Annotated in this window: 22 protein-coding genes, 1 rRNA gene and 1 riboswitch; of the genes, 6 read left to right on the top strand and 17 right to left on the bottom strand. The window is 70.5% G+C overall.

All coding sequences use genetic code 11. From position 1 onward, the window contains the following. Window positions 1-201 precede the first annotated feature (201 nt). Window positions 202-1,212 (bottom strand): DMT family transporter, encoded by a 1,011-nt coding sequence (locus ACFYYF_RS09335; RefSeq protein ID WP_388773054.1) that lies wholly within the window; start codon window positions 1,210-1,212, stop codon window positions 202-204. 610 nt (window positions 1,213-1,822) lie between these two features. Beyond that, window positions 1,823-2,368, bottom strand: coding sequence for a Clp protease N-terminal domain-containing protein (locus tag ACFYYF_RS09330; protein ID WP_388773052.1), 546 nt, complete (start codon window positions 2,366-2,368; stop codon window positions 1,823-1,825). Window positions 2,369-2,677: 309 nt separating this feature from the next. Between ACFYYF_RS09330 and ACFYYF_RS09325 the strand changes: the two genes are divergently transcribed. Next, window positions 2,678-3,106, top strand: coding sequence for an SRPBCC family protein (locus ACFYYF_RS09325; RefSeq protein ID WP_361694834.1), 429 nt, complete (start codon window positions 2,678-2,680; stop codon window positions 3,104-3,106). Between the two features lie 108 nt (window positions 3,107-3,214). Here ACFYYF_RS09325 and ACFYYF_RS09320 read toward each other — a convergent pair whose 3' ends face one another. Beyond that, the gene (locus ACFYYF_RS09320) at window positions 3,215-3,886 is read right to left on the bottom strand and encodes a PadR family transcriptional regulator (protein WP_365495110.1); all 672 of its coding nucleotides are present in this window, start codon (window positions 3,884-3,886) and stop codon (window positions 3,215-3,217) included. Between the two features lie 163 nt (window positions 3,887-4,049). On the opposite strand from ACFYYF_RS09320, the gene ACFYYF_RS09315 reads away from it, so the two are divergent. Further along, window positions 4,050-4,862 (top strand): PhzF family phenazine biosynthesis protein, encoded by an 813-nt coding sequence (locus ACFYYF_RS09315; RefSeq protein ID WP_388773048.1) that lies wholly within the window; start codon window positions 4,050-4,052, stop codon window positions 4,860-4,862. A 146-nt stretch (window positions 4,863-5,008) separates the two neighbouring features. On the opposite strand, the gene ACFYYF_RS09310 is transcribed toward ACFYYF_RS09315, so the two are convergent. Continuing rightward, window positions 5,009-5,809: a CPBP family intramembrane glutamic endopeptidase gene (locus ACFYYF_RS09310; protein ID WP_388773045.1), complete on the bottom strand. Its 801-nt coding sequence runs from the start codon at window positions 5,807-5,809 to the stop codon at window positions 5,009-5,011. Window positions 5,810-5,993: 184 nt separating this feature from the next. Here ACFYYF_RS09310 and ACFYYF_RS09305 point away from each other — a divergent pair, with 184 nt between their 5' ends. Further along, entirely contained in the window at window positions 5,994-7,763 is a 1,770-nt protein-coding gene (locus ACFYYF_RS09305; RefSeq protein ID WP_388773042.1) for a VWA domain-containing protein, read from the top strand. Window positions 7,764-8,188: 425 nt separating this feature from the next. Here the strand turns inward: ACFYYF_RS09305 and ACFYYF_RS09300 are convergent, their stop codons facing one another. Beyond that, window positions 8,189-9,706 (bottom strand): glutamate--cysteine ligase, encoded by a 1,518-nt coding sequence (locus tag ACFYYF_RS09300; RefSeq protein WP_388773039.1) that lies wholly within the window; start codon window positions 9,704-9,706, stop codon window positions 8,189-8,191. Between the two features lie 539 nt (window positions 9,707-10,245). Between ACFYYF_RS09300 and ACFYYF_RS09295 the strand changes: the two genes are divergently transcribed. Further along, complete coding sequence (locus ACFYYF_RS09295) at window positions 10,246-10,830, top strand: hypothetical protein (protein WP_365495089.1); 585 nt, start codon at window positions 10,246-10,248, stop codon at window positions 10,828-10,830. 397 nt (window positions 10,831-11,227) lie between these two features. Then, the gene (locus tag ACFYYF_RS09290; protein ID WP_326789029.1) at window positions 11,228-11,434 is read left to right on the top strand and encodes a DUF5999 family protein; all 207 of its coding nucleotides are present in this window, start codon (window positions 11,228-11,230) and stop codon (window positions 11,432-11,434) included. A gap of 136 nt (window positions 11,435-11,570) precedes the next feature. On the opposite strand, the gene gcvP is transcribed toward ACFYYF_RS09290, so the two are convergent. After that, window positions 11,571-14,456, bottom strand: coding sequence for an aminomethyl-transferring glycine dehydrogenase (gcvP, locus tag ACFYYF_RS09285; protein WP_388773034.1), 2,886 nt, complete (start codon window positions 14,454-14,456; stop codon window positions 11,571-11,573). Between the two features lie 178 nt (window positions 14,457-14,634). Continuing rightward, a riboswitch (glycine riboswitch) is annotated at window positions 14,635-14,731 on the bottom strand. 114 nt (window positions 14,732-14,845) lie between these two features. Between gcvP and ACFYYF_RS09280 the strand changes: the two genes are divergently transcribed. Then, on the top strand, window positions 14,846-15,214 hold the full coding sequence (locus ACFYYF_RS09280) for a PRC-barrel domain-containing protein (protein ID WP_355976818.1): 369 nt from the start codon (window positions 14,846-14,848) through the stop codon (window positions 15,212-15,214). Here the strand turns inward: ACFYYF_RS09280 and ACFYYF_RS09275 are convergent. From ACFYYF_RS09275 to rrf, 11 genes are all read right to left on the bottom strand, one after another. After that, complete coding sequence (locus ACFYYF_RS09275) at window positions 15,139-16,671, bottom strand: DNA polymerase IV (protein WP_388773030.1); 1,533 nt, start codon at window positions 16,669-16,671, stop codon at window positions 15,139-15,141. The genes ACFYYF_RS09280 and ACFYYF_RS09275 overlap by 76 nt on opposite strands. Window positions 16,672-16,740: 69 nt before the next feature. Further along, entirely contained in the window at window positions 16,741-17,415 is a 675-nt protein-coding gene (locus ACFYYF_RS09270) for a MerR family transcriptional regulator (protein ID WP_361694881.1), read from the bottom strand. 214 nt (window positions 17,416-17,629) lie between these two features. Then, window positions 17,630-18,103, bottom strand: coding sequence for a bifunctional nuclease family protein (locus ACFYYF_RS09265; protein WP_006123076.1), 474 nt, complete (start codon window positions 18,101-18,103; stop codon window positions 17,630-17,632). A gap of 85 nt (window positions 18,104-18,188) precedes the next feature. Beyond that, the gene (locus tag ACFYYF_RS09260; protein ID WP_388773027.1) at window positions 18,189-18,944 is read right to left on the bottom strand and encodes a MerR family transcriptional regulator; all 756 of its coding nucleotides are present in this window, start codon (window positions 18,942-18,944) and stop codon (window positions 18,189-18,191) included. Window positions 18,945-18,986: 42 nt separating this feature from the next. After that, the gene (locus tag ACFYYF_RS09255; RefSeq protein ID WP_361694885.1) at window positions 18,987-19,904 is read right to left on the bottom strand and encodes an FHA domain-containing protein; all 918 of its coding nucleotides are present in this window, start codon (window positions 19,902-19,904) and stop codon (window positions 18,987-18,989) included. Window positions 19,905-19,965: 61 nt separating this feature from the next. After that, window positions 19,966-20,811 (bottom strand): DUF881 domain-containing protein, encoded by an 846-nt coding sequence (locus tag ACFYYF_RS09250; RefSeq protein WP_388773024.1) that lies wholly within the window; start codon window positions 20,809-20,811, stop codon window positions 19,966-19,968. 5 nt (window positions 20,812-20,816) lie between these two features. Beyond that, window positions 20,817-21,149: a small basic family protein gene (locus tag ACFYYF_RS09245; protein WP_003988855.1), complete on the bottom strand. Its 333-nt coding sequence runs from the start codon at window positions 21,147-21,149 to the stop codon at window positions 20,817-20,819. Continuing rightward, window positions 21,146-22,051, bottom strand: coding sequence for a DUF881 domain-containing protein (locus ACFYYF_RS09240; RefSeq protein WP_388773022.1), 906 nt, complete (start codon window positions 22,049-22,051; stop codon window positions 21,146-21,148). Before ACFYYF_RS09240 ends, ACFYYF_RS09245 begins: the two co-directional genes overlap by 4 nt. 98 nt (window positions 22,052-22,149) lie before the next feature. Further along, window positions 22,150-24,645, bottom strand: a complete 2,496-nt coding sequence (locus ACFYYF_RS09235; RefSeq protein WP_361694891.1) for a mannose-1-phosphate guanyltransferase — start codon at window positions 24,643-24,645, stop codon at window positions 22,150-22,152. Between the two features lie 115 nt (window positions 24,646-24,760). Further along, complete coding sequence (locus tag ACFYYF_RS09230) at window positions 24,761-25,369, bottom strand: CDP-alcohol phosphatidyltransferase family protein (RefSeq protein WP_361694893.1); 609 nt, start codon at window positions 25,367-25,369, stop codon at window positions 24,761-24,763. A 173-nt stretch (window positions 25,370-25,542) separates the two neighbouring features. Beyond that, window positions 25,543-25,626, bottom strand: a 5S ribosomal RNA gene (rrf, locus tag ACFYYF_RS09225); the annotation flags it as partial.

The raw sequence follows: 25,626 nt of genomic DNA, 5'->3' as shown, positions 1-25,626 counted from the left end.
TGTTCTCTCCGCAGATCCGCAGAAGTTCGGGAAGGGACCGCGTCGCCGCCCGTGCCGTGGCGGCAGGGGCGTACGGAAGGTCCTCGGACTTCTTCTGCGGGCAGCGCCGTTCCGCCCGGCACGGGGCCGGGCGGTGTTCCGGTACGCCCGCCTCAGGCGGCCGGAGGCGGAAGAACGAGCGTCGCAGGCATGATCAGCATTTTAGACGGCCGTCCCGCGGGCCGACAACTGCCGGTCGGCGTCGCTCGCCCCGCTCGCGACCGGCTCCGGCGAGGACTTCGCCGGGGCCGAGGACTGCGCGATGAAGGCACCGAGCAGGACCACGGCGCCGCCCACGATCTGCGGCGCCGAGAGGTGCTCGCCCAGCAGCACCCACGCCAGGACCGTGGCGATCACCGCTTCGAGGCACGCCACCACGCCCGCGACCTGCGGGGAGAGCCTGCGCACGGAGAGGACTCCGGTGACGTAGGCGACGACGGTGGCGATGAGGACCGTCCAGCCGAGGAGCAGCGCGGCGGGCACGGCCGTCCCGTCCATGTCCGCGCTGCCCGCGAGAACGGACCAGTGCATGGCCCAGGGGCGCGCGACCACGGTGAGGACGAGAGCGCCGACGAGAAGTCCGTAAGCGATCACGCCCAGCGGGTCGGGTGCCTCGTCGCCCGCGTCGCTGCCCTGGTCGGACAGGACGAAGTAGCCGACCTGGCAGCAGGCGGCGCCCAGCGCGAGCACGAGTCCGACGACGTCGAAGCCTAGCCCCGACCACACCTCCACCACGCAGGCGAGCCCGCCGACCGCGAGGACGACTCCGAGAGCCGCGCCGCGGGTGACGGGCCGGCGCTGCACGAAGCGCACCCAGCCGAGGACCAGCGCGGGGGCGAGGTACTCGACGAGGAGGGCGACGCCGACGGGGATGCGGGAGATCGCGGCGAAGTAGAAGGCCTGGACACCGGCCACGCCGAGGAGACCGAACCCGGCGAGCAGCGCGGGGCGGCGCCTGAGCAGCGCCCGGTGCCGCACGGCGAGGGGCAGCATGACGAGGGCGGCGCCGGCAACGCGCAGCCACACGACGTGGAGCGGGTCGAGCCCGGCCTCGATCAGCGGCTTGGCCGCGACGCCGGATCCGCCGAAAGCGGCCGCCGACACGAGCGCCAGGCCCAGACCGACGCCTCTTCCCTGGTTGTCCTGACTGCCCTGAGAGGTGTGCACCGGCACATGATGACAGGCGACGACATGACCGTCACCCCGGAAGACACCTGTCTCATCGACTGGACGGAACAGGCTCGCCCCCGGCGGGCCACGGGGAGGCCGGGGCGGACGACGGGGCGGCCGGCCGGGGCGGACGACGGGGCCAGTGGGGCGGGCCCGTTCCGTCTACCCCGGGCAGGCGACGGGGCGACCAGGGTGGACGACGGGCCGGCCGACCGGGGCGGACGACGGGGCAGCCAGGGTGGACGACAAGGCAGCCGGGGCGGACGGGCGGGGCGGCCCGGGTGGACCCGTTCCGTCTACCCGGGCGGGACACGGGGCGGCCGGCGCGGGCCCCTTCCGTCTACCCAGGGCACGCCACAGGGCGACCAGGGTGGACCGTTCCGTCCGGCCCAGGCGGGCCACGGGGCGACTGGGGTGGACGACGGGGCCGGCGGGGCGACCCGTTCCGCCTACCCCGGGCAGGCCACGAGGCGACCGAGGCAGGCCACGGGGCGGCCGGGGCGAACGACGGGGCGACCGGTCCAGGCGAGCCATGGAGCGACCCGGGTGGACGGAACGGGTCCGGCAGGTCCGGGCGGGCCACGGGGCGGCGAGCGCTATCCCCGGCCGCTCGTCAGCCCGCGTCGCCCCCGCCGACGCGCTCCTCGCGTCCGCGCTCCGCGCGCCCCGTCACTCGCGGGGGCTCGACCCCTGCACGCCGTAGGACCTCGACGGCCCGCGACCGGGGATCGGCGACGAGCGCCGCGAGCAGATCGAGTCCGCGGGCCCGCTCGTCGCCGCGCAGCACGGCACGCTCGTACGCGCCCCTCAGGGCGTCGGCCGCGACGGGGGACCAGCTCCCTCCCGTCACCGCCGGTCCGCCGCCCGAGTTCTCGTCGGCGCTCTGCCAGCGCAGCCCGTAGCCGATACTGCGCTGCACGAGGTAGCCGAGCAGCCGGGCGAGCTGCGGCCCGCCGTCAAAGACGGCCCGTACCTCGGGGTCGCACTCCAGCAGGGAGTGCAGCAGGTGAGCCGTGTCGATCTGCCGGTCCCCGTCACGCAGCGCCCTTCTGCGCGCGCCGGAGACCACCGGGGCCAGCTCCGCGCCGAGTCCGGCCTCGATGCCGGCGTGCTTCGGTCCGCTCGTGGCGGCGGACTGCTGGGGAATACGGGGCGGCACAGCCTCCACCTCACCAGCCCCGCGGCTCCGGGTCATCGGCGGCGGGCAGCATCTTCGGATCCGACACAGGGTGGGCATCCGTGCGCGGTTCCTCCTCCTTGCGGATGACTTCGCGCCGATCCGCCCCCAACGGCGCGCGCCGCCTTAACTCACCTTCGCGCGGCCGGTCCGCCCGCGCCGGTACCCGTCCGGCCACCGTCTCCACAATTTCTGACGGTTCATCAGTATTGAATGTTCCAGGGCCTGGAGCTACGTTCCGCGACACCGTAGCTGCGCCGGGCGCAGCGCCTGACACGAAGGGGTGGTCGCATGGCCGAAGTCAGCGCGGAGGCACGGATCGAGGCGCCCGCCGAGAAGATCTGGGCCCAGCTCACGGACTGGTCCGCCTACGGCGAGTGGAACGCGACGCACACGAACTTCCCGCAGGGCGGTCCGGAGAAGTTCGAGGTGGGCGGCACCTTCACGGAGAACATGAAGCTCATGGGCTTCCCGGCCGAGGTGACCTGGACCATCGAGGAGCTGGAGCCCGGCCGGACGCTGGCGATCCGCGGCAAGGGCCCGATGTCGGTGATCGTCTCCACCCGCTACACGCTCACCGCCGACGGTGACGCCACCTCGGTGCGGATCGACGGGGAGTTCACGGGCGCGGCCGTCTCGTTGATGGCCGGCAAGCTCAAGGACTCGGCGACGGCCGCCCTCGACGAGTCGCTGCGCAAACTGTCCGGACTGGTGGCCTGAGCCTCGCGCCTCCGCGCGATGTCCGAGGCGGCGCCCGGCGTTCCGTAGACGGACAGGCGCCCCGCGGAGACACTTCCACGGGGCGCCGGCAGGTACCACAGCACGCCGTCAGTCCTCGTCGGCGAGGATCAGGTACAGCTTCTTGCGGGCTTCGTTGATGACCGCCAGCGCCTTCTCGCGCTGGCCCTTGCTGCCGGTCTTCCAGACCTGACCGAAGGCCTCCATGAGACCGAAACCGGCCTGCCGGATCTCGTGCAGCGTCTCCCAGTCGACCCCGCGCCCGGCATCCTCCCAGGGCGCGTCGGGACCCTCGTCGGCCGCGCTGCGGCCCGACTCGGTGAGCGAGAACAGCTTCTTGCCGCCCTCCGCCTCGCTGGTGATCAGGCCCTCGTCCTCCAGCATCTGGAGGGTCGGGTACACCGAACCCGGGCTGGGCTTCCACGCCCCGCCGCTGCGCTCGGCGATCTCCTGGATCATCTCGTAACCGTGCATGGGCCGGTCCTTGAGCAGGGCGAGGATCGACGCGCGTACGTCGCCGCGCCGCGCCCTCCCCCGCGGTCCGCCCCGGCCGCCGCGCCCGCCCCAGGGGCCCGGACCGAAGCCGGGTCCACCGAAGCCGAAGCCGGGACCGCCCGGGCCACCGCCGGGACCACCGGGACCGAAGGGCCCGAAAGCCCCCCGCAGCCCCTCGAAGCCGCCCCGACCCCGACGGCCGGGTCCGCCATGGTGTCCATGTCCGTGCTGGTGCTCGTATCCGAAGTCTTCTCCACGGGAACGCATCGCAATCACTCCATTCCATCGTTGATCGGTCGCGATGCGTCAACGATATATCGGAAGAGTTCGCGTGACAACCCCCTGCCGAGAAGCGGCCTCCACCCGCAGGGGTCCAACTCCCCCGGATTGGCCTTGGCCTGATCCCCATGACAGGCCCTAGCTTCGGAGCATGCGGATTCGTATCGTCGACGCCTTCACCGACCGCCCCTTCGCCGGGAACCCGGCCGGGGTCCTCCTCCTCGACTCCTTCCCCGGCGATCCCTGGCTCCAGAACGTGGCCATGGAGGTCAACCACGCGGAGACGGCGTTCACCCACCGCCTGCCGGAGGGCGGCGAGGCCGACTGGGCGCTGCGCTGGTTCACCCCCACCACCGAGGTCGCCCTGTGCGGACACGCGACCCTCGCGGCTGCGCACGTCCTCACCGCCACCGGCGCCCACCAGGGCCCGGTGCGCTTCGCCACCCGCAGCGGTGTCCTCATCGCCACCCCGGAAGCCGACGGCTCGATCACCCTCGACTTCCCGACCGCGCCCCTCACCCCGGTCGAGATCCCCGACGGTGTCGCCGAGGCCCTCGGCGCCGAACCGCTCCGCACGCTCGACACCGGGCCGAACACCGGCGACCTGCTGGTCGAGGTCGCCGACGAGAAGACGGTCCGCGCGCTCGCCCCGGACCACAAGGCGCTCGCCCGCCACTCCGAGCGCGGCATCATCGCGACCGCCCTCGCCGAGGACCCTTCACAGGGCTACGACTTCGTCTCCCGCTGCTTCTTCCCGAACGTCGGCATCGACGAGGACCCGGTCACCGGCAGCGCCCACACGGCCCTGGCCCCCTTCTGGTCGGAGCGTCTGGGCCGCCCTGCCCTCACCGGCCTTCAGGCCTCCCCGCGCTCCGGCCGGGTCCGCACCGAGGTACGCGGCGAGCGCACCCTGCTCTCGGGCCACGCGGTCACGGTCATCGAGGGCGACCTGCTCGCGCGGTGAGCCCCGCGCGGGGCTCATGCAACGCACGGGGCTCACGCAACTCACCGGGCTCACGCAACTCACGCACGGGGCATGTGAAAGGGGCGTACGACATGGTCGCACGCCCCTTCGGAACCGGTTCCCCGCTCAGCCGCAGCGAGCGCCCCTCACGCCGTCGGGAGCCATCCCACCTTGCCGGCGAGCAGGGCGTACCCCACGAAGGCACCGATGTCGAGCAGCGAGTGCGCGACGACAAGCGGCCCCACCCGGCCCCAACGCCGGTACAGGTAGACGAAGACCACGCCCATCACCATGTTGCCGACGAACCCGCCGATGCCCTGGTAGAGGTGGTACGAGCCGCGCAGCACCGCACTCGCCATCAGCGCCGTCCCCGGTGTCCAGCCCAACTGCCCGAGCCTGCGCAGCAGATACCCGACGACGATGACCTCCTCCAGCACGGCGTTCTGCACGGCCGAGAGGATCAGCACCGGGTACTTCCACCAGACGTCCGGCAACGCCTCGGGCACCACGGTGAGGTTGGCGCCGAACGCGCGCGCCGCCAGATAGAAGGCGATCCCCGCGCTGCCGATCACCGCCGCGACCATGGCCCCGCGTCCGAGGTCCGGCCCGGGGCGCGTGCGGTCGAACCCGATCACGCGCAGCCCCTGGCCCTCACGGATCAGCAGGTGCGCGACGAGCGCGACCGGCACCAGGGCGGATGCGATGCCGAAGAGCTGCCAGGCCAGGTCGAGCCAGGGACGGCCCGGCGCCGCAGAGGCGTTGAGCGTGGCCGCCTGGTCCTTGAGCCCGCCGGGTTTCGTGACCGATCCGACGAAACTGATCAGCGCGGACACTCCGCTCGCCCCGAGCGACAGCGCGAGGACGAGGAGCGTCTCGTCCCTGAGAAGTCGCCGGGTCAGCCTCTCGGCCGGAAAAGAATCGGCCACCGATCCCGCCTCCACCTGCACTCCCGCCTCCAGTTGGGTATTCCCGCCGCATCCCCGTCCGCGCCCCGCTAGGGTCTCGAAAGAAGTTACGAAGATCGTGCGCGACAGGCCGTCGGGGGGCGGGCACCGTACGGGGCGTACGTCCCCCTCCGCCTGTTCCACGGCTGTCTCACGGCTCAGGCTCACCCGGGAGGACCTCACCGTCATGGGACGTCACAGCTTGCCCGATGCTCGACGGGCGGGCTCCGCCGACCCCCGGATCCGCGCGCGCCGCCGCAACACGGCTCTCGCGACGGCACTCGTCCTCACCGTCGTCGGAGGCACCGCCGCCGCGGTCCACGCGGGCCTGTTCTCCCTCGCGAGCTCCTGCGAGGACGACGTCGTGCACATCCAGGTGGCCGCCTCCCCGGACATCGCGCCCGCGCTCAGGGCCGTCGCCGAGGACGCCCGCGACAAGAACGTCACCTCCGACGGCCGATGTCTCGACGTCGGCGTGACCGCGCGCGAGTCGTACGAGGTCGCGGCCTCGCTCGGGGCGGGCGAGAAGTCCGACGTGCAGGTGTGGGTGCCGGACTCCGACGCGTGGGTGCAGCGGGTCGCCGACACCAGCGCCGCCACGCCCGTCACCAGCCTGGGCAACGTCGCCTCCTCACCCGTCGGCGTCGCCGCCATCCCGTCGGCCGCCAAGGCACTGGGCTGGCCCTCGAAGACGTACACCTGGACCGAACTGGCCGGGGACACGACGGCGGCCAAGAAGCTCAGGCTGGGGACGGCCGATCCCGCGCGCAGCTCGACGGGACTGCTCGCGCTGGCCCGGATCAGCGCGGCCGCGACCGGTGTCAAGGACGGTGACGTCCGGGCGGCGGCCCTGGCCAAGACGCTGTCACGGCACACGTCCGACAGCGCCACCGAGCTGCTGGCCACCCTGCCCCAGGAAGGGTCGGGCAGCGGGCGCAAGGGCTCCGACGGCAATCAGGCGCTGATCCTGTCCGAGCAGGCCGCGTTCGCGCACAACAGAGCGCGGGACGGCGGCCAGGCCCTCGACCTCTTCTATCCCAAGGACGGCTCGCCGCTGCTCGACTACCCGTACACGCTGGTCGACGAGCCGGGGCTGAGCACCGACGAGGGCCGTGCGGCCCTGCGGTTCATGACCCTGCTGGGAGAGGCGGCGCCCCGGCAGTTCCTGCGGGTGTTCGGGTTCCGCACCGACGCGGAGAGCCCGGCGGCCACGCTCGTCGCCGAGGCCGGCGGAAGGTCGCCGCAGCCCTACGCGCGCATCCTGGCCGACTCCGCATCGAAGGGCGCGGTCCAGGAGGCCCTGGGCATGTGGACGATCACCGTGGAGAGCGCACGGATCACCACGGTCGTCGACGCCTCCTCCTCCATGGGCGTGACTCTGCCGGACGACGGCCGGTCCCGCATGGACGTCACCAAGGAGTCCCTGCTCCAGGCCCTCGCCACCTTCACCGACGAGGACGAGATCGGGCTGTGGAAGTTCTCCACGAAGCTCGACGGCGACAAGGACTACCGCGTCCTCGTGCCGACCGAGCGCCTCGGGGACGGCAAGAAGAAGGGAAGCCAGCGCGCGAAGCTGACCGCCGCCTTCAAGTCCCTGAAGCCGGTCCCGCACGGAGAGACCGGTCTGTACGACACCACGCTCGCCGCGTACAAGGAGGCGGTCGCCTCCTACGCCAAGGGCCGGTTCAACGCGCTGGTCGTCCTCACGGACGGGGTCAACCGGGACCCCGGCAGCATCTCCCGTTCCGAACTGATCACCGAGCTGCAGAAGCTGGCCGACCCGGAGCGCCCGGTGCCGCTCATCGCGATCGCGGTGGGCCCCGAGAGCGACCGGCAGGAGGTCGACCAGATCGCCAGGGCGACCGGCGGCTCCGGCCAACGGGTCAACGAGCCCTCACAGATCCACGCGGCCATGCTCAAGGCGATCACAGCAGCCGGCACAAGCGCCCCGAACTGACCACACCAGACGGACAGCCCCGACTGCCGACGCCCCGGGCCGGTCCGGGCGACCGTGACGCGGGTAGTCCCGGCCGAGCGTGCCCCGCGGACAGTCCGGCTGCCTACGCCCTACGGGCACTCCCGGCTGGCCACCATCCACGGGCAGTCCCGGTCGGCCACACCTCGCGGGCAGCCCGGCCCGTCCATGCCCCGCGAGCACTCCCCGGCCGAGCGCGGCCCCGCGAACGGTCGCGGCCGACCGCGACCGCGCGGGCGAGGCTGAACCGAGGCGCTTCGGCGGTCGTCCGCCGCCTGCCCGTGTGGCCCGCGTGGGCCGGGACGCCGCCGGGCGCGGGCCCGCTCCGCTCGCGTCCGGCGGCGGCGTGTCCCGTGCGGGTGCGCCCGTCCGGTGCCGGGACGGGCGCACCCGCACGGGGCCCGGCGTCACCCCAGCGGGACCGGCTCCGGCAGGCCGACCGGCCAGGTGTGCACGGGCTCGCCGAGATGCATCAGCTCGCCGTAGCGCCGCGTCGTCGCGGCCAGCGCGGCCTCCCGGCCGAGCCCCTTCTCCAGGGCCCGGTGGAAGGTGGCCGCCTGCCAGGTCGCGCCGTTGACGCGCAGCCGGCACCGGTCCTCGATCACGCCGAGGTAGAGGTCCCGGTCGGCGGGCTCGATGCCCCACGCGTCCAGGCCCGCGGCGGCCAGCGGCAGCAGCTCGTCGCGCACCAGGTTCACCACGTCCACCTGCGCGGTCCCGCCGTAGCGGCCACGCCGCGGCCACTCCAGGCGCGCCTCGATGCCGTGCCGGCAGGCCGCGTCGAAGTTGGCCGCGGCCGCCTCGAAGGACAGCCGGCTCCACACCGGACGCTGCTCCTCGGCCAGCGCGCGCACCAGGCCGTAGTAGAAGGCGGCGTTGGCGATGACGTCGGTGACGGTCGGCCCCGCGGGCAGCACCCTGTTCTCGACCCGCAGATGCGGGACGCCGTCGGCGATGCCGTACACAGGCCGGTTCCAGCGGTACACCGTGCCGTTGTGCAGCACCAGTTCGGCCAGCTTGGGCACGCCCCCGGCGTCCAGGACACCGAGCGGGTCCTCCTCGTCGCAGATGGGCAGCAACGGCGGGAAGAACCTCAGGTTCTCCTCGAAGAGGTCGTACGCCGAGGTGACCCACCGTTCGCCGAACCAGGTGCGCGGCCGGACGCCCTGCGCCTGCAGCTCGGGCGGCCGGGTGTCGGTGGACTGCTGGAAGAGCGGAGGCCTCGACTCCCGCCACAGCTCGCGCCCGAACAGGAAGGGCGAGTTGGCGCCGATCGCGACCTGCGCGGCCGCGACCACCTGCGCGGCGTTCCACACGTCCGCGAACCGGCCCGGTGTGACCTGCAGGTGCAACTGCACGGACGTGCAGGCGGCTTCGGGCGCGATGGACGCCGACCTGCAGACCAGCCGCTCCACCCCGTCGATGTCGAGTGCGAAATCCTCTCCGCGCGCGGCCACGATCTGATCGTTGAGCAGTGTGTAGCGGTCGACCTCCGAGAGGTTGGAGGAGACGAGATCGTCCTGCCCGAGCGTCGGCAGAATACCGATCATGACGATTCCGGCGTCGACCTCGCTGGCTTTCCTGTGGGCATAGGCGAGCGACGTGCGGATCTCCTCGGCGAGCCGGTCGAATACCCGTCCGCCCAATCGGTGTGGGGCTATGTTGACTTCCAGGTTGAACATGGCGAGTTCTGTTTGGAAGTCGCGGCTCGCGATCCTTTCGAGCACTTGTCCGTTCATCATTCTTGGCATGCCGTCGGGCCCCGCGAGATTCAATTCGATCTCCAGGCCCATCAGATTCTTCGGGCGGTCGAACCGCTTCTCCTCCAGCAGTCGCTCCAGCCCCGCCAGACACTGTCGGAGCTTGTCGCGGTGGCGCTGCCGATCGGACAGGCCGAACGTCCCTGCCACGACCTTCTCCCCCATCGAAGTGTCCCTCCTCGGATGGGCAGGCCGAGTTCCGGCCCTGGCGTCCCGGGTCACGGTGGATGATGCCCAGGCAACACGATCCATAACGTCCCGCGCGCGCTCTTCGACCGCTAGTCTGGACATCGGCCCCGGGCACATTCACGGGGCATGGAGCATTCAGCAAGTTTACCGGCCGGAACGATCTCGTGAAAAACGCCGACGAGAATCGGCCGACCGCTCGGGCGAAGCATTACGAGGTCACCGCGATTCGATCGCGCAGAACCGGGATGAATACCGCATTTCGCCGACCGGATATCGCCTTGCTCCTCGAATTCGGGACGACTAGACGAAACACCGCCTGAACACGCGTCGTATAAACTCCGCTACCGAGGCAGAGAGTTGGCGCTCGCGGTCCTAGGTCCTGTCGTCACGGTGACGACGGCAGGCGACACCCTGTCGGCAGATCCAGACCCCTCGCCCCTCTGACCCGAGAGCTGACAGCGCCGTCCGCCCCCGCCCTCGCGCCACTGTGCCTGTCGAATGAGAGGCGACCCACCATGCCGCTGCACGTACCCCCGGCTCCCGCGCCCGCCCTGCGCACCGTACTCACGGCACTCGGTTCCCCCACCGCTGTCCGCGAAGCCCGTACCCCGTCCCTGCGCCTGGCCCAGGGACCCGTCACCCCCGAACTCCCGCTGCCCGTCCACGTCCTGGATCGCATCACGCCCGCGGGCGCCTCCGCCACCCGGCTCGCGGGGTGGCGCTTCCTGATCCGCTCCGGCGACCGCGCGGTGGCCGCCGCCGACACGATGCTGACCCCGGACGGCTGGGCCTTCTCACGGTTCTTCGAGGGCCCGTACATCACCGCGACCGAGCACGCCCTGCGGCAGGCCGAGACCATGCAACAGCCCTACCAAGCACGACTGCTGTCCGTGCCGGAGCTGTACATGCTGACGCTCTGGCTGCACGGCGACTGCGCCGCGGACGGCGCCTCCGGCCATCCGGCCGCCACCGACCTCCTGGTCCCGCTCGCACCCGCCCCGCCCGGCATCGCCGCGCACCGGCCCTATCTCGTCACCGAACTGCTGCCGGTCCTCACCCACCGGGTCACCCCTGCACCGCTCCTCGGTTCGCCGGCCTGAACCTCCGGCCCTTGCTCTCCGTGCCCCGCGGCCGTGCCCCACACGGGTAAACATGCCGCGGGGCACGGCGCTGCCACAAACCCGGAAGGCTGCTCGCTCGTTAGCGCTGAAGACCGCTCGTACGAGGGAAAACGCGCTCCACGCCCAACCGGACTAGCCCGATCCGGCTACCGTGAACCACCCGAAAGGACAGCGCAGTTGGGGTGAACCCTCCGCACGGGTGATGCGTCATCAACCTGTGAGAAGCGGTGCCCTCAAATCCCTGCGGATTGGCGCCCGTGGGGCAACACTGGGTTCCAGACCACACACCAAACGGGGGGCGGCGATGAGTACCTCGGGCCGCAAGACCGACACCACAGCCATCACTCACATCTCGACCCAGCGAAAGATCCCATCCATGTGCCAGCACCAGCCACTGTGTCCCTCAGCCGAGTCAGCCGACCGGGAGTCCGCCCGCCTCGTGGCGCATCACCCGGAGCAGGGATGGAGCCTGCTGTGCAACGGCGTTCTGCTCTTCGAGGACACCGGTGAGCTCCTGCCGGACGGCCAGATCATCGCCCCGCACCGCCCGCTGGGCGGCGCGCCGGTGATGACGGCCGCCTGAGCCGCACGACGCCGGGCGGCCATGACAGGCCGCCCGGACACACGAGGGGCCGGCCCGGAGACGTACTCTCCGAACCGGCCCCGACGCATGTCCGAGGAGGATCACTCCTCGTAGGCGTCCGCGTGCCGAGCGCTGATCAGTCCTCGTAGGCGTCCAGCGGCGGGCAGGAACAGACGAGGTTCCGGTCGCCGTACGCCTGGTCGATGCGACGCACCGGCGGCCAGTACTTGTCGGCGGCCGAGACACCGGCCGGGAAGACGGCCACCTCGCGGCTGTACGGGTGCTCCCAGTCGCCGCCGAGCGCGGCGGCCGTGTGCGGCGCCCCGCGCAGCGGGTTGTCGTCCACGGACCACTCGCCGCTGCCCACCTTCTCGATCTCCGCGCGGATCGCGATCATCGCGTCGCAGAACCGGTCGACCTCGCCCAGGTCCTCGGACTCGGTCGGCTCGATCATCAGCGTGCCGGCCACCGGGAACGACATCGTCGGCGCGTGGAAGCCGTAGTCGATCAGACGCTTGGCGATGTCGTCGACGCTGACGCCCGTCGCCTTGGTGAGCGGGCGCAGGTCGATGATGCACTCGTGCGCGACCAGACCGCCGGGGCCGGTGTACAGCACGGGGTAGTGCGGCTCCAGGCGCTTGGCGATGTAGTTGGCGGAGAGCACGGCCACCTGCGTGGCGCGCTTGAGGCCCTCGCCGCCCATCAGCCGGACGTACGACCAGGAGATGGGCAGGATGCCCGCGGAACCCCAGGGAGCGGCCGAGATCGGGCCGACACCGGTCTCGGGACCCGCCTCGGGCTGGAGCGGGTGGTTCGGCAGGTACGGCGCCAGGTGCGCGCGCACACCGACCGGGCCGACGCCGGGACCGCCGCCGCCGTGCGGGATGCAGAAGGTCTTGTGCAGGTTCAGGTGCGAGACGTCGCCGCCGAAGTGACCCGGCTTGGCGAGGCCGACCAGGGCGTTCAGGTTGGCGCCGTCGACGTAGACCTGGCCGCCGGCCTCGTGCACCTGGGCGCAGATGTCGGCGACGTGCTCCTCGAACACACCGTGCGTCGAGGGGTACGTGATCATCAGCACCGACAGCTCGTCGCGGTACTGCTCGATCTTGGCGCGCAGGTCCGCGACGTCGATCTCGCCGTCGTCCGCAGTCTTCACGACGACGACCTTCATGCCGGCCATCACGGCGCTGGCGGCGTTGGTGCCGTGCGCGGAGGACGGGATGAGGCAGACGGTGCGCTGGTCGTCACCGTTGGCGCGGTGGTAGCCGCGGACGGCCAGCAGACCGGCCAGCTCGCCCTGCGAACCGGCGTTGGGCTGGAGCGAGACCTTGTCGTAGCCGGTGACCTCGGCGAGCTGGTCCTCCAGCTCGTGGATCAGCGTCAGGTAGCCCTGGGCCTGCTCGGCGGGCACGAAGGGGTGGATCTGCCCGAACTCGGGCCAGGTGACCGACTCCATCTCGGTGGTCGCGTTGAGCTTCATGGTGCAGGAGCCCAGCGGGATCATGCCGCGGTCGAGCGCGTAGTCGCGGTCGGAGAGCTTGCGCAGGTAGCGCAGCATCGCGGTCTCGGAGCGGTGGTCGTGGAACACGGGGTGCGTGAGGTACGCGTCGGTGCGCAGCAGCGCCTCCGGCAGGGTGTCCTCGGTGCTCACGTCCAGCGCCGCGACGTCGCCCTCGACGCCGAACGCGGTCCACACGGCGGCCAGCTGCGCGCGCGTGGTCGTCTCGTCGCACGAGATCGACACGTGGTCGGCGTCGACGGGGTGGAGGTTCACGCCGTTGTCGCGGGCGGCGGCCACCACGGCGGCGGCGCGGCCCGGGACCCGCACGGTGAGCGTGTCGAAGTAGGCGCCGTGCACGACCTCGGCACCGCCGGCGGTGAGTCCGGCGGCCAGGACCGTGGCGTAGCGGTGGGTACGCCGTGCGATGGTCCGCAGGCCCTCGGGGCCGTGGTAGACGGCGTACATGCCGGCCATCACGGCGAGGAGCACCTGAGCGGTGCAGATGTTGCTGGTCGCCTTCTCGCGGCGGATGTGCTGCTCACGCGTCTGCAGGGCGAGGCGGTACGCCTTGTGCCCGTCGGCGTCCACGGAGACGCCGACCAGTCGGCCGGGAAGGCTGCGCGCGAACTTCTCGCGGACCGCCATGTAGCCGGCGTGCGGACCGCCGAAGCCCATCGGCACACCGAAGCGCTGCGTCGTACCGACCGCGATGTCGGCGCCGAGCTCGCCGGGCGAGGTCAGCAGGGTCAGGGCGAGCAGATCGGCGGCGACGGTGACGACCGCGCCCAGCTCGTGCGCCTGCTCGATGACCGGCTTGATGTCGCGTACGGCACCGGAGGCGCCCGGGTACTGGATCAGCACGCCGTTGATCTCGCGCCCGGCGAGGTCGGCCGGGATGCCGTCGGCGAGGTCGGCGACGACGATCTCGACACCGGTCGGTTCCGCGCGGGTCTCTATGACGGCGATGGTCTGCGGCAGCGCGTCCGCGTCGACCAGGAAGAGGCCCTTCTTGTTCTTGCCCATGCGGCGGGACAGCGCCATCGCCTCGGCGGCGGCGGTGCCCTCGTCCAGGAGGGAGGCGCCGGAGGTCGGGAGACCGGACAGCTCGGCGACGACGGTCTGGAAGTTCAGCAGCGCCTCGAGACGGCCCTGCGAGATCTCCGGCTGGTACGGCGTGTACGCGGTGTACCAGGCCGGGTTCTCCATGACGTTGCGCAGGATCACCGGCGGCGTGAACGTACCGTAGTAACCGAGGCCGATCATCGAACCGAGCACCTGGTTGCGGTCCGCGAGGGAGCGGAGCTCGGCCAGTACCTCGGCCTCGGTGCGCGCGGCCGGCAGGTTCAGGGCCTCGACGTTCTTGATCACGTCCGGCACCGCGGCGGCCGTCAGCTCGTCGAGCGAGCCGTATCCGACCTGCGCGAGCATCTTGGCCCGTGCTTCGAGGTCGGGTCCGATGTGGCGCTGCTCGAAGGGGATTCCCTGTTCGAGCTCGGAGAGCGGAATGCGAGGGGCGGTCATGGCGGAGGCCTCCTGGTCTGACGCGACCTTCGAGGGGCACCCCGGCACGGGTACCCCGACGGCCTCCCCCTCTGTCATCTCAACCTGAGAGTTTCACCGGATGGTCCCGTGGACGATCCGGCTTTCACCGTCGGTGAGAGCGGAGGCCATCGGCACCCGCCCTGCTTTCCAGAGTGACCTCGTCCGTGCGGTACGTGAGCCTGAGAGATTCCGGGGAGGATTTGCTCCTTCGGCGCCTCCGGTGAAATTCCGGAGGACTCTCCCGCACGGGATCAGCAGCCGCTTGCCAGCCTACCAGCGGGGACTGGGCCGGAGCCTTCGAGTGGCCACCTTCACAGATGTGCTCTTTTGTAGTACTTACGGATGAGTTTGCGACCACTGGAGGGACCGTGCAGACCGACATCGATCCGCGCAACCTGATCGGCCGCAAGGCGTTCGACAGCAACGGCACCAAGATCGGCACGATCGACGAGGTCTACCTCGACGACGCGACCGGCGTCCCGGAGTGGGCGGCCATACGCACCGGGCTGTTCAGCAGGGACGCCTTCGTGCCCCTGGAGCCCAGCGAGATCATCGAGGGGACCCTGCGCATCCCCTTCGACCGGGCCCTGATCAAGGACGCCCCCGACTTCGGCGTGGGGCGCCACCTCTCCCCCGAGCAGGAACTCCAGCTCTACCACCACTACGGCCTCGACGTGGCGTCCCCTCCGCCGCCGGACCGCGACTTCGGCCGTCTGGCAGGCTCGGAGGACGCCTGACCCCCGGCCCCGTCCCGCTCCCGCCCCTCGGACCCGCGGTCCCACGCTCCCGCGTCCGGCCCCGGGGACCCGGGGCCCGCCGGAAGTCCGCCGGGGTCCTCGGGTCTTCGCTCCACCAGGGGCAGCGGGTCGGCCGGTTCGAGCCGCGGATCGTCCGTCCGGAAGGTCCGCACCCGGCCGGGCCCGGAGTACGGCGTCTCGAACCGCACCGTGACCCGCCCCAGCCCGCTGCCCTGAACCCAGCCGTGCCCGTACTCGGCATGGGTCACGTCGTGCCCGGAGGGCCACCGCCGCTCGGCCGGTGCGGCCGTTTCGGCCGCGGCGGCCGGCTCGGCGGGTTCCTCCGCGGCGTGTTCCTCGGCCGCCGTCTCCCCCACGGCCGCTGCCTGCGCCTGCGCGAACAGGTCCTCCTGCGTGTAGTCGGCGAGCCCGGAGACACCGACCCCCAGCAGACGGACGCCCCCGGTCGTGTCCACGCCCTCCAGCAGCCGGGCGGCGGCCTCCCGGACGACGCCGGGGTCGTCCGTGGGCCCCCGCAGCGTCTCGGACCGGGTCAGCGTCGAGAAGTCGTACCGGCGGACCTTCAGCACGATGGTCCGCCCCGACAACCCGGCCCCGCGCAGCCGCCGCACGCACCGGTCGGCGAGCCGCTGCACCTCCAGCTCCACCCGGACCCGGTCGTGGATGTCCACGTCGTACGTGTCCTCGACCGACACCGACTTGGTCTCCCGCTCGGCCACCACCGGCCGCTCGTCGTGGGCCAGCGCCATCGCGAACAGCGCGTGCCCGTGCGCCTTCCCCAGCAGCCGTACGAGCTCGTCCTCACCCGCCTCGGCGAGCTCCTCGACGGTGGTGATGCCCGCCCGGCGCAGATGATCCCCGGTGGCCGGTCCCACGCCCGGCAGCGTCCGCACCGACATGGGCCCCAGCAGCGCACGCTCGGTGCCCGGCTCTATCAGGACCAGACCGTCGGGCTTGGCCTGCTCCGAGGCGATCTTCGCGAGCATCTTGGAGGCGGCCAGACCCACCGATCCTGTGAGCCCCGTCACGGCCCGGATGTCCGCGCGCAGCTTGACGCCGGCCAGCCGGGCCGACGCCTCGTCCCACGCCGTCCCGCCCGCCTCCAGGTCCACGAACGCCTCGTCCAGGCTCAGCGGCTCCACCAGCGGCGACAGGGCCCGCAGCAGCGCCATCACCTGCTCGCTGACCTCGCGGTACAACCCGAAGCGCGGCACGAGGTAGGCGGCGTTCGGGGCGCGCCTGCGGGCCTGGGCCATGGGCATCGCGGAGTTCACCCCGAAGACGCGTGCCTCGTACGAAGCGGTGGCGACCACTCCGCGGGGTCCGAGACCGCCCACGACGACGGCCTTGCCCCGCAGGCTCGGCTTGGACGCCTGCTCCGCGGAGGCGAAGAAGGCATCCATGTCGAGATGCAGGATCGTGGGCGCGGTTCTCACATCTCCGATGCTGCCCTACGCCACTGACAATGCCCCGGAGCACCGGGGCATCGCGTCATCGGAGGCGGCTCACACAGCTCGGTTGCGCCGGCGCGCCAGTTCGTCCGCGGGATTGTGCGCGAGGAGCGTCTCACCGGTGTCCACGCGCTCTCCGTGCAACTGGGACAGGGCGCCCTCGACGTCCCGCCACACCACGCCCACGGCGATGCCGAAGACGCCCTGGCCGCCCTGGAGCAGCGCGTGGACCTCGTCCGGGGAGGTGCACTCGTAGACCGTCGCGCCGTCGCTCATGAGCGTCATGCGCTCCAGGTCCTGGAAGCCGCGCTCCCTGAGGTGCTGGACCGTGGTGCGGATGTTCTGCAGCGACACCCCGGTGTCGAGGAACCGCTTGACGATCTTGAGGACCACCACGTCCCGGAAGCTGTAGAGGCGCTGCGTGCCCGACCCGTAGGCGGGACGCACGCTGGGCTCGACCAGTCCGGTCCGCGCCCAGTAGTCGAGCTGCCGGTAGGTGATGCCCGCGGCGGCACACGCCGTGGGCCCTCGGTAACCGACCTCCGCGGGAGCCGTCGCCGCCTCGTCGGGCACTGCTGCCGACCTCAGCGGGACATGCTCGGCCGCGCTGCCGTGATGGGGGCGCCCCCTGCTCGAGCCGAGCCGAGAGCTTGGGGGAGGGTACGGGCCGCTCTCTCCCGGACCGTGTCCGGGAGCACCCCCAGCCGTACCGTCGCCGCTGCTTCTCACGCCGACCTCCGTCCTTGACCTGCCTTCTCGACGGTAGGCAGTCACCCGGGGCGCGTCAACGATCGCCACACTCGGCACGCCGAGTGATAATCACCCTAAGAGTGGTTTCCCGTGCCCTACCGCGGGGAAAGGCTAGCCGAATGCTCTCGGCGCGACCCGCGGCACACCACACTCGCCGCGGGCAAATGCCGCCCGGAAACGCCGTCCGGCCGGCTCACTGGCTGTTGGTGCCGAAGTCCTCGGGCGAGATCTGGTCGAGGAACTCGCGGAACTTCTCCACCTCGTCCTCCTGCTCGTCCGGGATCGCGATCCCGGCATCGTCCAGCACCCCGTCGCTGCCGTAGATGGGCGTCCCGGTGCGCAGCGCGAGCGCTATGGCGTCGGACGGTCTGGCACTCACCTCGACCCCGCTGGCGAAGACGAGCTCGGCGTAGAAGACGCCCTCACGCAGGTCGGTGATGCGCACTTCGGTGAGTTCCTGGCCGACGGCCTCCAGCACGTCCTTGAACAGGTCGTGGGTCAGCGGTCGGGCGGGGGCCATGCCCTGCTGAGCGAAGGCGATCGCCGTCGCCTCCCCCGGTCCGATCCAGATGGGGAGGTAGCGGTCGCCTCCCACTTCACGCAGAAGCACGATCGGTTGGTTGGAGGGCATTTCGACCCGGACACCTACGACATCGAGCTCGTTCACACAGCAACCCTAGGCCGTGCCCGGGACGTTTGGGTAGTCGGGCACAGAACGGGTGGACGATCCACACCCCGCGCCGGTGCGCGGATCAGCGCAGACGCACGCCCAGCGCGGTCTGCACGAGCGCCGCGTGCAGCTTCACCGTGAGGCCCGCGAGTTCCTTCGTACGGGCCTCCGCGTGCGCCCGGGTCTGCGGATTGCGATGGCGTCGCAGGGGGGCGACCACCTGGTCCACCAGCCCCGCGTCACGCTCCGCCGCGGCCTTCATCGCCCTCAGATGGCGCGGCTCGATCCCGAAGCGTCCCAGCTCGACCACGAGGGCGGCGACGGTCACCGCCTCCGCGTCGTAGACACCGTCGGGCAGCGGTCCGATCAGGCCGTACGACTCCCACTCCTGGAGCTGCTGCTCACCGATCTCGGCGGCGGCCAGCAGCTCCTCACGGCCCACCCTGGCCACCGTGGGCCCCTCGGGCTCGCCGTACAGCTCCGCGAGGGGTTCCTGCTCCCCCGCGTCGCGCTGACGGCCCACGGAGGGCAGGCGCACCTGCTCACCGCGCGCCATCGCGTCCAGATGCTCACGGATCACCTTCAGCGGAAGGTAGTGGTCACGCTGCATCCTCAGCACATGGCCCAGGCGATCGACATCGTCCGGGCTGAACTTGCGATACCCCGACGGGGTCCGCCGCGGCTCGACGAGCCCCTCGGACTCCAGGAATCTGATCTTGGAGATGGTGACTTCGGGGAACTCGTCGCGCAGCAGGCTCAGCACCGCACCGATGCTCATCAGCCCACTGTCCGCGGCGGCGGTACCGCTGCCGGCACCGCCGCTCGGTGTTTGAAGCATGGACATTCCCTCGATGGCCCCCCGGACGGAGTCGGGGGAGGGTCAGATGCCCCGCTGGCTCGCGTAGAACACCAGCCGGTACTTGCCGATCTGCACCTCGTCACCGTTCGACAGAGGCACCTGGTCGATCCGCTCCCGGTTGACGTACGTGCCGTTCAGGCTGCCGACGTCGGCGACCGTGAACGAACCGTCCGCGACACGACGGAACTCCACGTGCCGGCGCGACACCGTCACGTCGTCGAGGAAGATGTCGCTCTGCGGATGACGTCCCGCCGTGGTCAGCTCACCGTCCAGCAGGAAGCGGCTGCCCGAGTTCGGGCCACGGCGCACCACCAGGAGCGCCGAACCGACCGGCAGCGCGTCCACGGCCGCCTGCGCCTCCGGAGAGAGCATCGGCGAGGGCGTCTGGCCCGTCACCTCGGCGTCGTAGGCCTCGATGCCGGAGATGGAGATCGTGGACGTCGTCTCCGACGGACGCTCCGGTCCGCCCCGCAGCGGCGCGCCGCAGTTGGAACAGAACCGGCTGTTCTCCGCGTTGCGGTTCCCGCACCTCGTACACACCTGGGCCGACATGGACGGATCCTCCTGCCGCGGCTGCCCACCAGGGGCATGGGACGCATACGGATCTCCGAAACCTATGCGGCCGGGCTGGCCAGGGTCAACAGACGACGCGCCCGGACCACCGGGACCGCCGACCTGGTCCCGGAACAGCGGGCGGTCGCCGCTCTGGGACTCCGCGTCACCTTGACGCGGTGCGCGATGGCGGGCAGCCGCGCTGTCGCCGCTGTCCTCTCGCGAGCTCTTGCCGAACAACTTCGCAAACAACTTCACGGGCGATTCCCCTTGACCGAAACAGACCCGCCCGTGGGGCAGGACGAACCCTGATTGAACACACCGGTCGACCCGGACATCCTCACAACGTCCGTATCCACCAGACAGTTTCCACCACGCACCACCCATTCGGTGCGCCGACCCCCCGCAACCTCCTGCCCTCGCCCGACGGCCCGCATCCGACCGCCGTTCACCGGGAGGACGACCGAGCGTAGTCAGGCCGCTCCGCCGCTCGCAAGGCATCTACGACGATCTTCGTGGAGCGCTCCACCGTGACGGTGGCCTGCTCCTTCTCCAGTGTCTGCACCACGCCTCCCGGGATGTTCAGCGCCGGTTCCAGGTCCTGCGGCTTGCCGATGACCTTGAAACGATAGGGCTGGGTGATCTTGTTCCCGTCGACCTTCACTCCGCTGCCGGAATCGGACAGATAGGTACCGGCGACCACACGCACGCCGTTCACCTGGATCGCCTCCGCACCGGCGGCGCGCAGCTCCTGGACGGCGTCGAGCAGCATGTCCGCCTTGACCGTCCCCTTCGTGTCGTCGATGGTCAACGTGATGCCGGGCCCCTGAGCGGCCACGGTGCCCGCCAGAATGCCGAGTTGCCTCTCCTTCTCGACCGTCTGCTTGCGGGCCTCCTCGGCCTGGTCCGAGCTGTTCTCCAGCTCGGTCCGCTGATCCTCGAGACCCTGCTTCTCGTCCTCAAGACGCTGAGTGCGGCTGTCGAGTTCATCGAGAATGCGCACGAGATCTTCCTGGCGCGCGCCGCGCAGCGCGCTGTCACCGTCGCTGTTGGACGCCACCTGGACGGCCAGACCGAATCCCAGGCCGAACAGCAGCACGGCGACGATGAGTTGGGCACGCGACACCCGCGGCGGCCACAGCCCCTTCACCAGCCTCTGACGGCCGGACAGCGTCGGCACGCCACTCTCCTCGGCCGCCTGCGGCGCGGGCTCCTCCGCGGCCGGGGGGACCTCCTCCGGCAGCTCTCTGCGCAGCGGGTTCTCGGGGGTCGAGGCTTCGTTCTCGTCGCTCATCGGCCTCACGCCCGGAACACGTGCCGGCGGATGGCCGCGGCGTTGGAGAAGATCCGGATGCCGAGGACGACCACGACACCCGTGGACAGCTGCGCGCCCACGCCCAGCTTGTCGCCCAGGAAGACGATCAGCGCGGCGACGACCACGTTCGACAGGAACGAGACCACGAAGACCTTGTCGTCGAAGATGCCGTCCAGCATCGCGCGCAGACCGCCGAACACGGCGTCGAGCGCCGCCACGACGGCGATCGGAAGGTAAGGCTCGACGACCGCCGGAACCTCGGGCCGGACCAACAGTCCAGCCACGACTCCCACGACGAGGCCCAGTACGGCGATCACGGTGTGCCCTTCTCTGTTCTCGGCTCTGCTGTACGTACGATCACACTCGGTGCGGCGGACAACCGGACGTCCGCCTCGACGGAGATACCGGTCCTGATGCCGTAGTTCTCCTGCAGGGCATGCAGATACAGCCCGTCGGCACTGTTCTGGAACCTGGTGCTGAGCCTCTGGCCGTCCCCCACCGCGAGCACCGTGTACGGCGGCACCAGCGGCTTGTTGTCGACCAGTATCGCGTCACCCGCGGCCCTGATGGCCGACAGGGCGGTCAGCCGCTGCCCGTTGACGGAGATGGCCTCCGCGCCCGACTCCCACAGGCCGTTGACCACACGCTGCATGTCGCGGTCCCGCACCCGCCCGGTGTCGGAGAATCCCGAGGTCTCCCGCGGATTGGTGCCGTCACCGCCCGTGCTGGCTTCCTTGGCGTCGTCGACGATGAGCTTCACACCGGGCCCGTGCACATCGGTGGCACCGGACAGGACGCTCACCAGGTCGGCCTGGTCACCGCCGTCCGCCTTCAGCGCCGCACGCTGGCGGGCGCTCACATCGGCACGCAGGGTGTCGACGCCGCTCTCCAGCTTGTCCGCGGCCGCCGTCTCGCGCTCGATGCGGTCGATGAGCTCCTGGCGCTCCTTGGCGACGACAGGAGCCGCGATCCGGGCGTTCGCCGCTCCCACGGTCACCACGAGCGCCGCCAGCACCAGACCCGCGGCGAGACCCACCTTGGCCCGGAGCGTCTTGGGCAGGCCACCGGCGCCCTCGGCCTGCTTGCGGGCAGCCGCTTCGGCGTATCCCTCGTCGAGGCTGTGGTCCATGACGTTGGTGAGCAGCGACATGGAGGCGTCCGGGCGCGAGGGGCGCGGAGCGCTGCTCCGAACGGGGGGCTGCTGCGGCATGCCGCACATCGTCGCACGTCGCGGGTGCTACCTCCGAATGGCCCCACCGACGTGCCGGACAGGCCCCCTTGGGGGCACTTGTCCGACACGTACGGGTGAAGAAGGTTTCAGCGGCCGGCGCTGTCCACCACGGCCGCCCACTCGTCCAGCAGCGCCTCCGCGGAGGCGTCGTCCGGCCCCTCCGCCCACAGATGGGTGACGGCCTCTGCGGGGTCCGGCAGCACCATCACCCAGCGCCCGTCCGTCTCCACGACACGGACACCGTCCGTCGTGTCCACGAAGCGGTCTCCCGCCTCCTCCACGACCCGGCGCATGACCAGACCCTTCACGGCCCACGGAGTCGCGAGATCCCGCTTGAGGACGTGCGCCCGCGGAATCCGGGCGTCGATCTGGCTGAGCGTGAGCTGCGTCCGCGCCACCAGGCCGATCAGCCGTACGAACGCCGCCGCGCCGTCGAAGACGCCGCTGAACTCGGGAATGATGAAGCCGCCGCGCGCGTCGCCGCCGAAAATCGTCGACTCCTCGCGGCCGACCCGGGTCAGGTCGTCCGGCGACGTGGTCGTCCACTCCACCTGCGTGCCGTGGTACGCCGCCACCTGTTCGGCGATCCGCGTGGTCGTCACCGGCAGCGCCACCCGCCCGCTGCGCCGCTCCGCGGCCACCAGGTCGAGCATCACGAGCAGGGCCCGGTCGTCCTCGACGATCCGCCCCTTCTCGTCGACGAGCGACAGCCGCTCCCCGACCGGGTCGAAGCGCACCCCGAACGCGGCCCGCGCGGACGCGACGATCTCACCGAGCCGCACCAGGCCGGCCCGCCGCGTCTCGGCCGTCTCGGTCGGCCTGGACTCGTCGAGGCCGGGATTGATCGTCAGGGAGTCCACACCGAGCTTGCCGAGGAGGCTGGGCAGCACAAGACCGGCACTGCCGTTGGACGCGTCGACGACCACCTTCAGACCGGAGTCCGCGATCCCGGTGGTGTCGACGTTCCGCAGCAGCGATCCCGTGTACGAGTCGAAAACGCTCGCGGGGAAGTGCAGGTCCCCGATCTCACCGGGGAACGCACGCCGGTACTCCTGCCGCGCGAACACCCGGTCCAGTTTCCGCTGACCGCCCTGCGACAGGTCGGCCCCCTGCCCGTCGAAGAACATGATGTCGACGGAGTCGGGCACACCGGGCGTCGTCCGGATCATGATCCCGCCGGCACTCCCCCGGGCCGTCTGCTGCCGCGCCACGGGCAGCGGTACGTTCTCCAGGTCGCGTACGTCGATGGCGCTGGCCTGCAGCGCCGAGATCACCGCCCGCTTCAGCGCACGAGCGCCGCGGGAGTGGTCACGGGCCGTGGTGACGGTGGAGCCCTTCTTGAGGGTCGTCGCGTAGGCACCCGCCAGACGTACGGCCAGCTCCGGGGTGATCTCGACGTTCAGGATCCCGGAGACGCCACGAGCGCCGAAGAGCTGGGCCTGGCCGCGCGACTCCCAGATCACCGAGGTGTTGACGAAGGCGCCGGCCTCGATGGTCTTGAACGGATAGACCCTGACGTTGCCCTGAATGATCGATTCTTCACCGACCAGGCACTCGTCGCCGATCACGGCGCCGTCCTCGATGCGGGCAGCCCGCATGATGTCGGTGTTCTTTCCGACCACGCAGCCGCGCAGATTGCTGTGCTGCCCGACGTAGACGTTGTCGTGCACGACGGCCCGGTGCAGGAAGGCCCCGCTCTTGACGACGACGTTGGAGCCGACGACGGTGTGTTCGCGGATCTCGGCGTTCGCCTCGACCTTGGCGTAGTCACCGATGTAGAGCGGCCCGCGCAGCACGGCGTCGGGGTGCACCTCCGCACCCTCGGCCACCCACACGCCCGGGGAGAGCTCGAAACCGTCGAGTTCGACGTCGACCTTGCCCTCGAGGACGTCGGCCTGGGCCTTCACATAGCTCTCGTGGGTGCCGACGTCCTCCCAGTAGCCCTCGGCGATGTAGCCGTAGACGGGCTTGCCTTCCTTCATCAGCTGGGGGAAGACGTCGCCCGACCAGTCGACGGAGACATCCGCCTCGACGTAGTCGAAGACCTCGGGCTCCATGACATAGATGCCCGTGTTCACCGTGTCCGAGAAGACCTGGCCCCAGGTCGGCTTCTCCAGGAAGCGTTCGACCTTGCCTTCCTCGTCCACGATGGTGATGCCGAATTCCAGCGGATTGGGAACGCGCGTCAGACAGACGGTGACGAGCGCGCCCTTTTCCTTGTGGAAGTTGATGAGTTCGGTGAGATCGAAGTCGGTAAGGGCATCACCGGAGATGACGAGGAAAGCGTCGTCCTTCAACGCCTCCTCGGCGTTCTTGACGCTGCCGGCAGTACCGAGTGGCTTCTCCTCATTGGCATAGGAGAGCTCCATGCCGAGCTCTTCGCCGTCACCGAAGTAGTTCTTGACCATCGAGGCCAGGAACTGGACAGTGACGACGGTTTCGTTGAGCCCATGCCTTTTGAGCAGCCTCAGCACATGCTCCATGATCGGGCGGTTCGCCACGGGCAGGAGCGGTTTGGGCATGCTCGAGGTCATCGGGCGAAGGCGTGTGCCTTCGCCTCCGGCCATCACGACGGCCTTCATGTCGGAAGCGTCCTCCTTGAAGAGACGACGGTACAGCCGACTTCACCCGTCCTGATTGTCCCGCAGATTTCGAGCGGGGGCCATCGGGCACTGCTGTCGCCCCATCGGGCCGAGCTCAATCGGTCATGGTGTCCGCTCGGATCAACCGGCGGACCTGCACCACGTAGAGGACTCCTGCCCACCAGTAGAGGGTTGTACCCCATCCGGCGAACGCCCATCCGAAAATAGATCCGAGTGTCCCGATCCAGCCGCTCATGTCACTGAGCAGCAGCAACGGGAAGGCGTACATCAGGTTGAAGGTGGCCGCCTTCCCGAGGAAGTTCACCTGCGGAGGCGGATAGCCGTGACGCCGGAGGATCCACACCATCACCAGCAGAACCAACTCGCGTGCGAGAAGAGCGGCCGTGAGCCAGATCGGAAGAATCTCGCGCCAGGTGAGTCCGACGAGCGTCGACAGAATGTAGAGACGGTCGGCCGCGGGATCCAGCAGCCGGCCGAGGCTGCTGATCTGGTTCCAGCGCCGGGCGAGCTTGCCGTCCAGGTAGTCGCTGATACCGCTCAGCATGAGGACGAGCAGCGCCCAGCCGTCGCTGTTGGGACCACCGAACTCCGGCCTGAGGATCAACCACAGGAAGAGGGGTACGCCGGCGAGGCGCGCCATGCTGAGGATGTTCGGGATGGTGAGGACCCGGTTCGTCTGAACGCGGGTCTCCTGGACCTCCACCCGGGGGCCTCCTGTGGGAAACGAGCCAACGATGCCCCCTGACCTTACCCGCAGCCATGGCACCGCAGCGCAGAGGGGGAGGCAGGAGCGAGGACGTCGTCCGGAATTTCTGCCGGAAAACAAAAAAGCTCCGGCTCTCGGGAGAAATCCCGAGAGCCGGAGCTCTAAAATTTGTTCGGCGGCGTCCTACTCTCCCACAGGGTCCCCCCTGCAGTACCATCGGCGCTGTGAGGCTTAGCTTCCGGGTTCGGAATGTA

It is taken from the genome of Streptomyces sp. NPDC001914, assembly GCF_042891215.1.
GTDB lineage: Bacteria > Actinomycetota > Actinomycetes > Streptomycetales > Streptomycetaceae > Streptomyces.
Note: the sequence above shows the minus strand (reverse complement) of the source record. Positions and strands in the feature narration are given on the sequence as shown.

What these genes read in the sequence shown, in the direction of transcription:
- ACFYYF_RS09325 (WP_361694834.1), top strand. Translation starts at nt 2,678, where the DNA reads ATGGCCGAAGTCAGCGCGGAGGCACGGATCGAGGCGCCCGCCGAGAAG.
- ACFYYF_RS09320 (WP_365495110.1), bottom strand. Translation starts at nt 3,886, where the DNA reads ATGCGTTCCCGTGGAGAAGACTTCGGATACGAGCACCAGCACGGACAT.
- ACFYYF_RS09315 (WP_388773048.1), top strand. Translation starts at nt 4,050, where the DNA reads ATGCGGATTCGTATCGTCGACGCCTTCACCGACCGCCCCTTCGCCGGG.
- ACFYYF_RS09305 (WP_388773042.1), top strand. Translation starts at nt 5,994, where the DNA reads ATGGGACGTCACAGCTTGCCCGATGCTCGACGGGCGGGCTCCGCCGAC.
- ACFYYF_RS09300 (WP_388773039.1), bottom strand. Translation starts at nt 9,706, where the DNA reads ATGGGGGAGAAGGTCGTGGCAGGGACGTTCGGCCTGTCCGATCGGCAG.
- ACFYYF_RS09295 (WP_365495089.1), top strand. Translation starts at nt 10,246, where the DNA reads ATGCCGCTGCACGTACCCCCGGCTCCCGCGCCCGCCCTGCGCACCGTA.
- ACFYYF_RS09290 (WP_326789029.1), top strand. Translation starts at nt 11,228, where the DNA reads ATGTGCCAGCACCAGCCACTGTGTCCCTCAGCCGAGTCAGCCGACCGG.
- gcvP (WP_388773034.1), bottom strand. Translation starts at nt 14,456, where the DNA reads ATGACCGCCCCTCGCATTCCGCTCTCCGAGCTCGAACAGGGAATCCCC.
- ACFYYF_RS09260 (WP_388773027.1), bottom strand. Translation starts at nt 18,944, where the DNA reads ATGCTTCAAACACCGAGCGGCGGTGCCGGCAGCGGTACCGCCGCCGCG.
- ACFYYF_RS09255 (WP_361694885.1), bottom strand. Translation starts at nt 19,904, where the DNA reads ATGGGTGGTGCGTGGTGGAAACTGTCTGGTGGATACGGACGTTGTGAG.
- ACFYYF_RS09250 (WP_388773024.1), bottom strand. Translation starts at nt 20,811, where the DNA reads ATGAGCGACGAGAACGAAGCCTCGACCCCCGAGAACCCGCTGCGCAGA.
- ACFYYF_RS09240 (WP_388773022.1), bottom strand. Translation starts at nt 22,051, where the DNA reads ATGTGCGGCATGCCGCAGCAGCCCCCCGTTCGGAGCAGCGCTCCGCGC.
- ACFYYF_RS09235 (WP_361694891.1), bottom strand. Translation starts at nt 24,645, where the DNA reads ATGAAGGCCGTCGTGATGGCCGGAGGCGAAGGCACACGCCTTCGCCCG.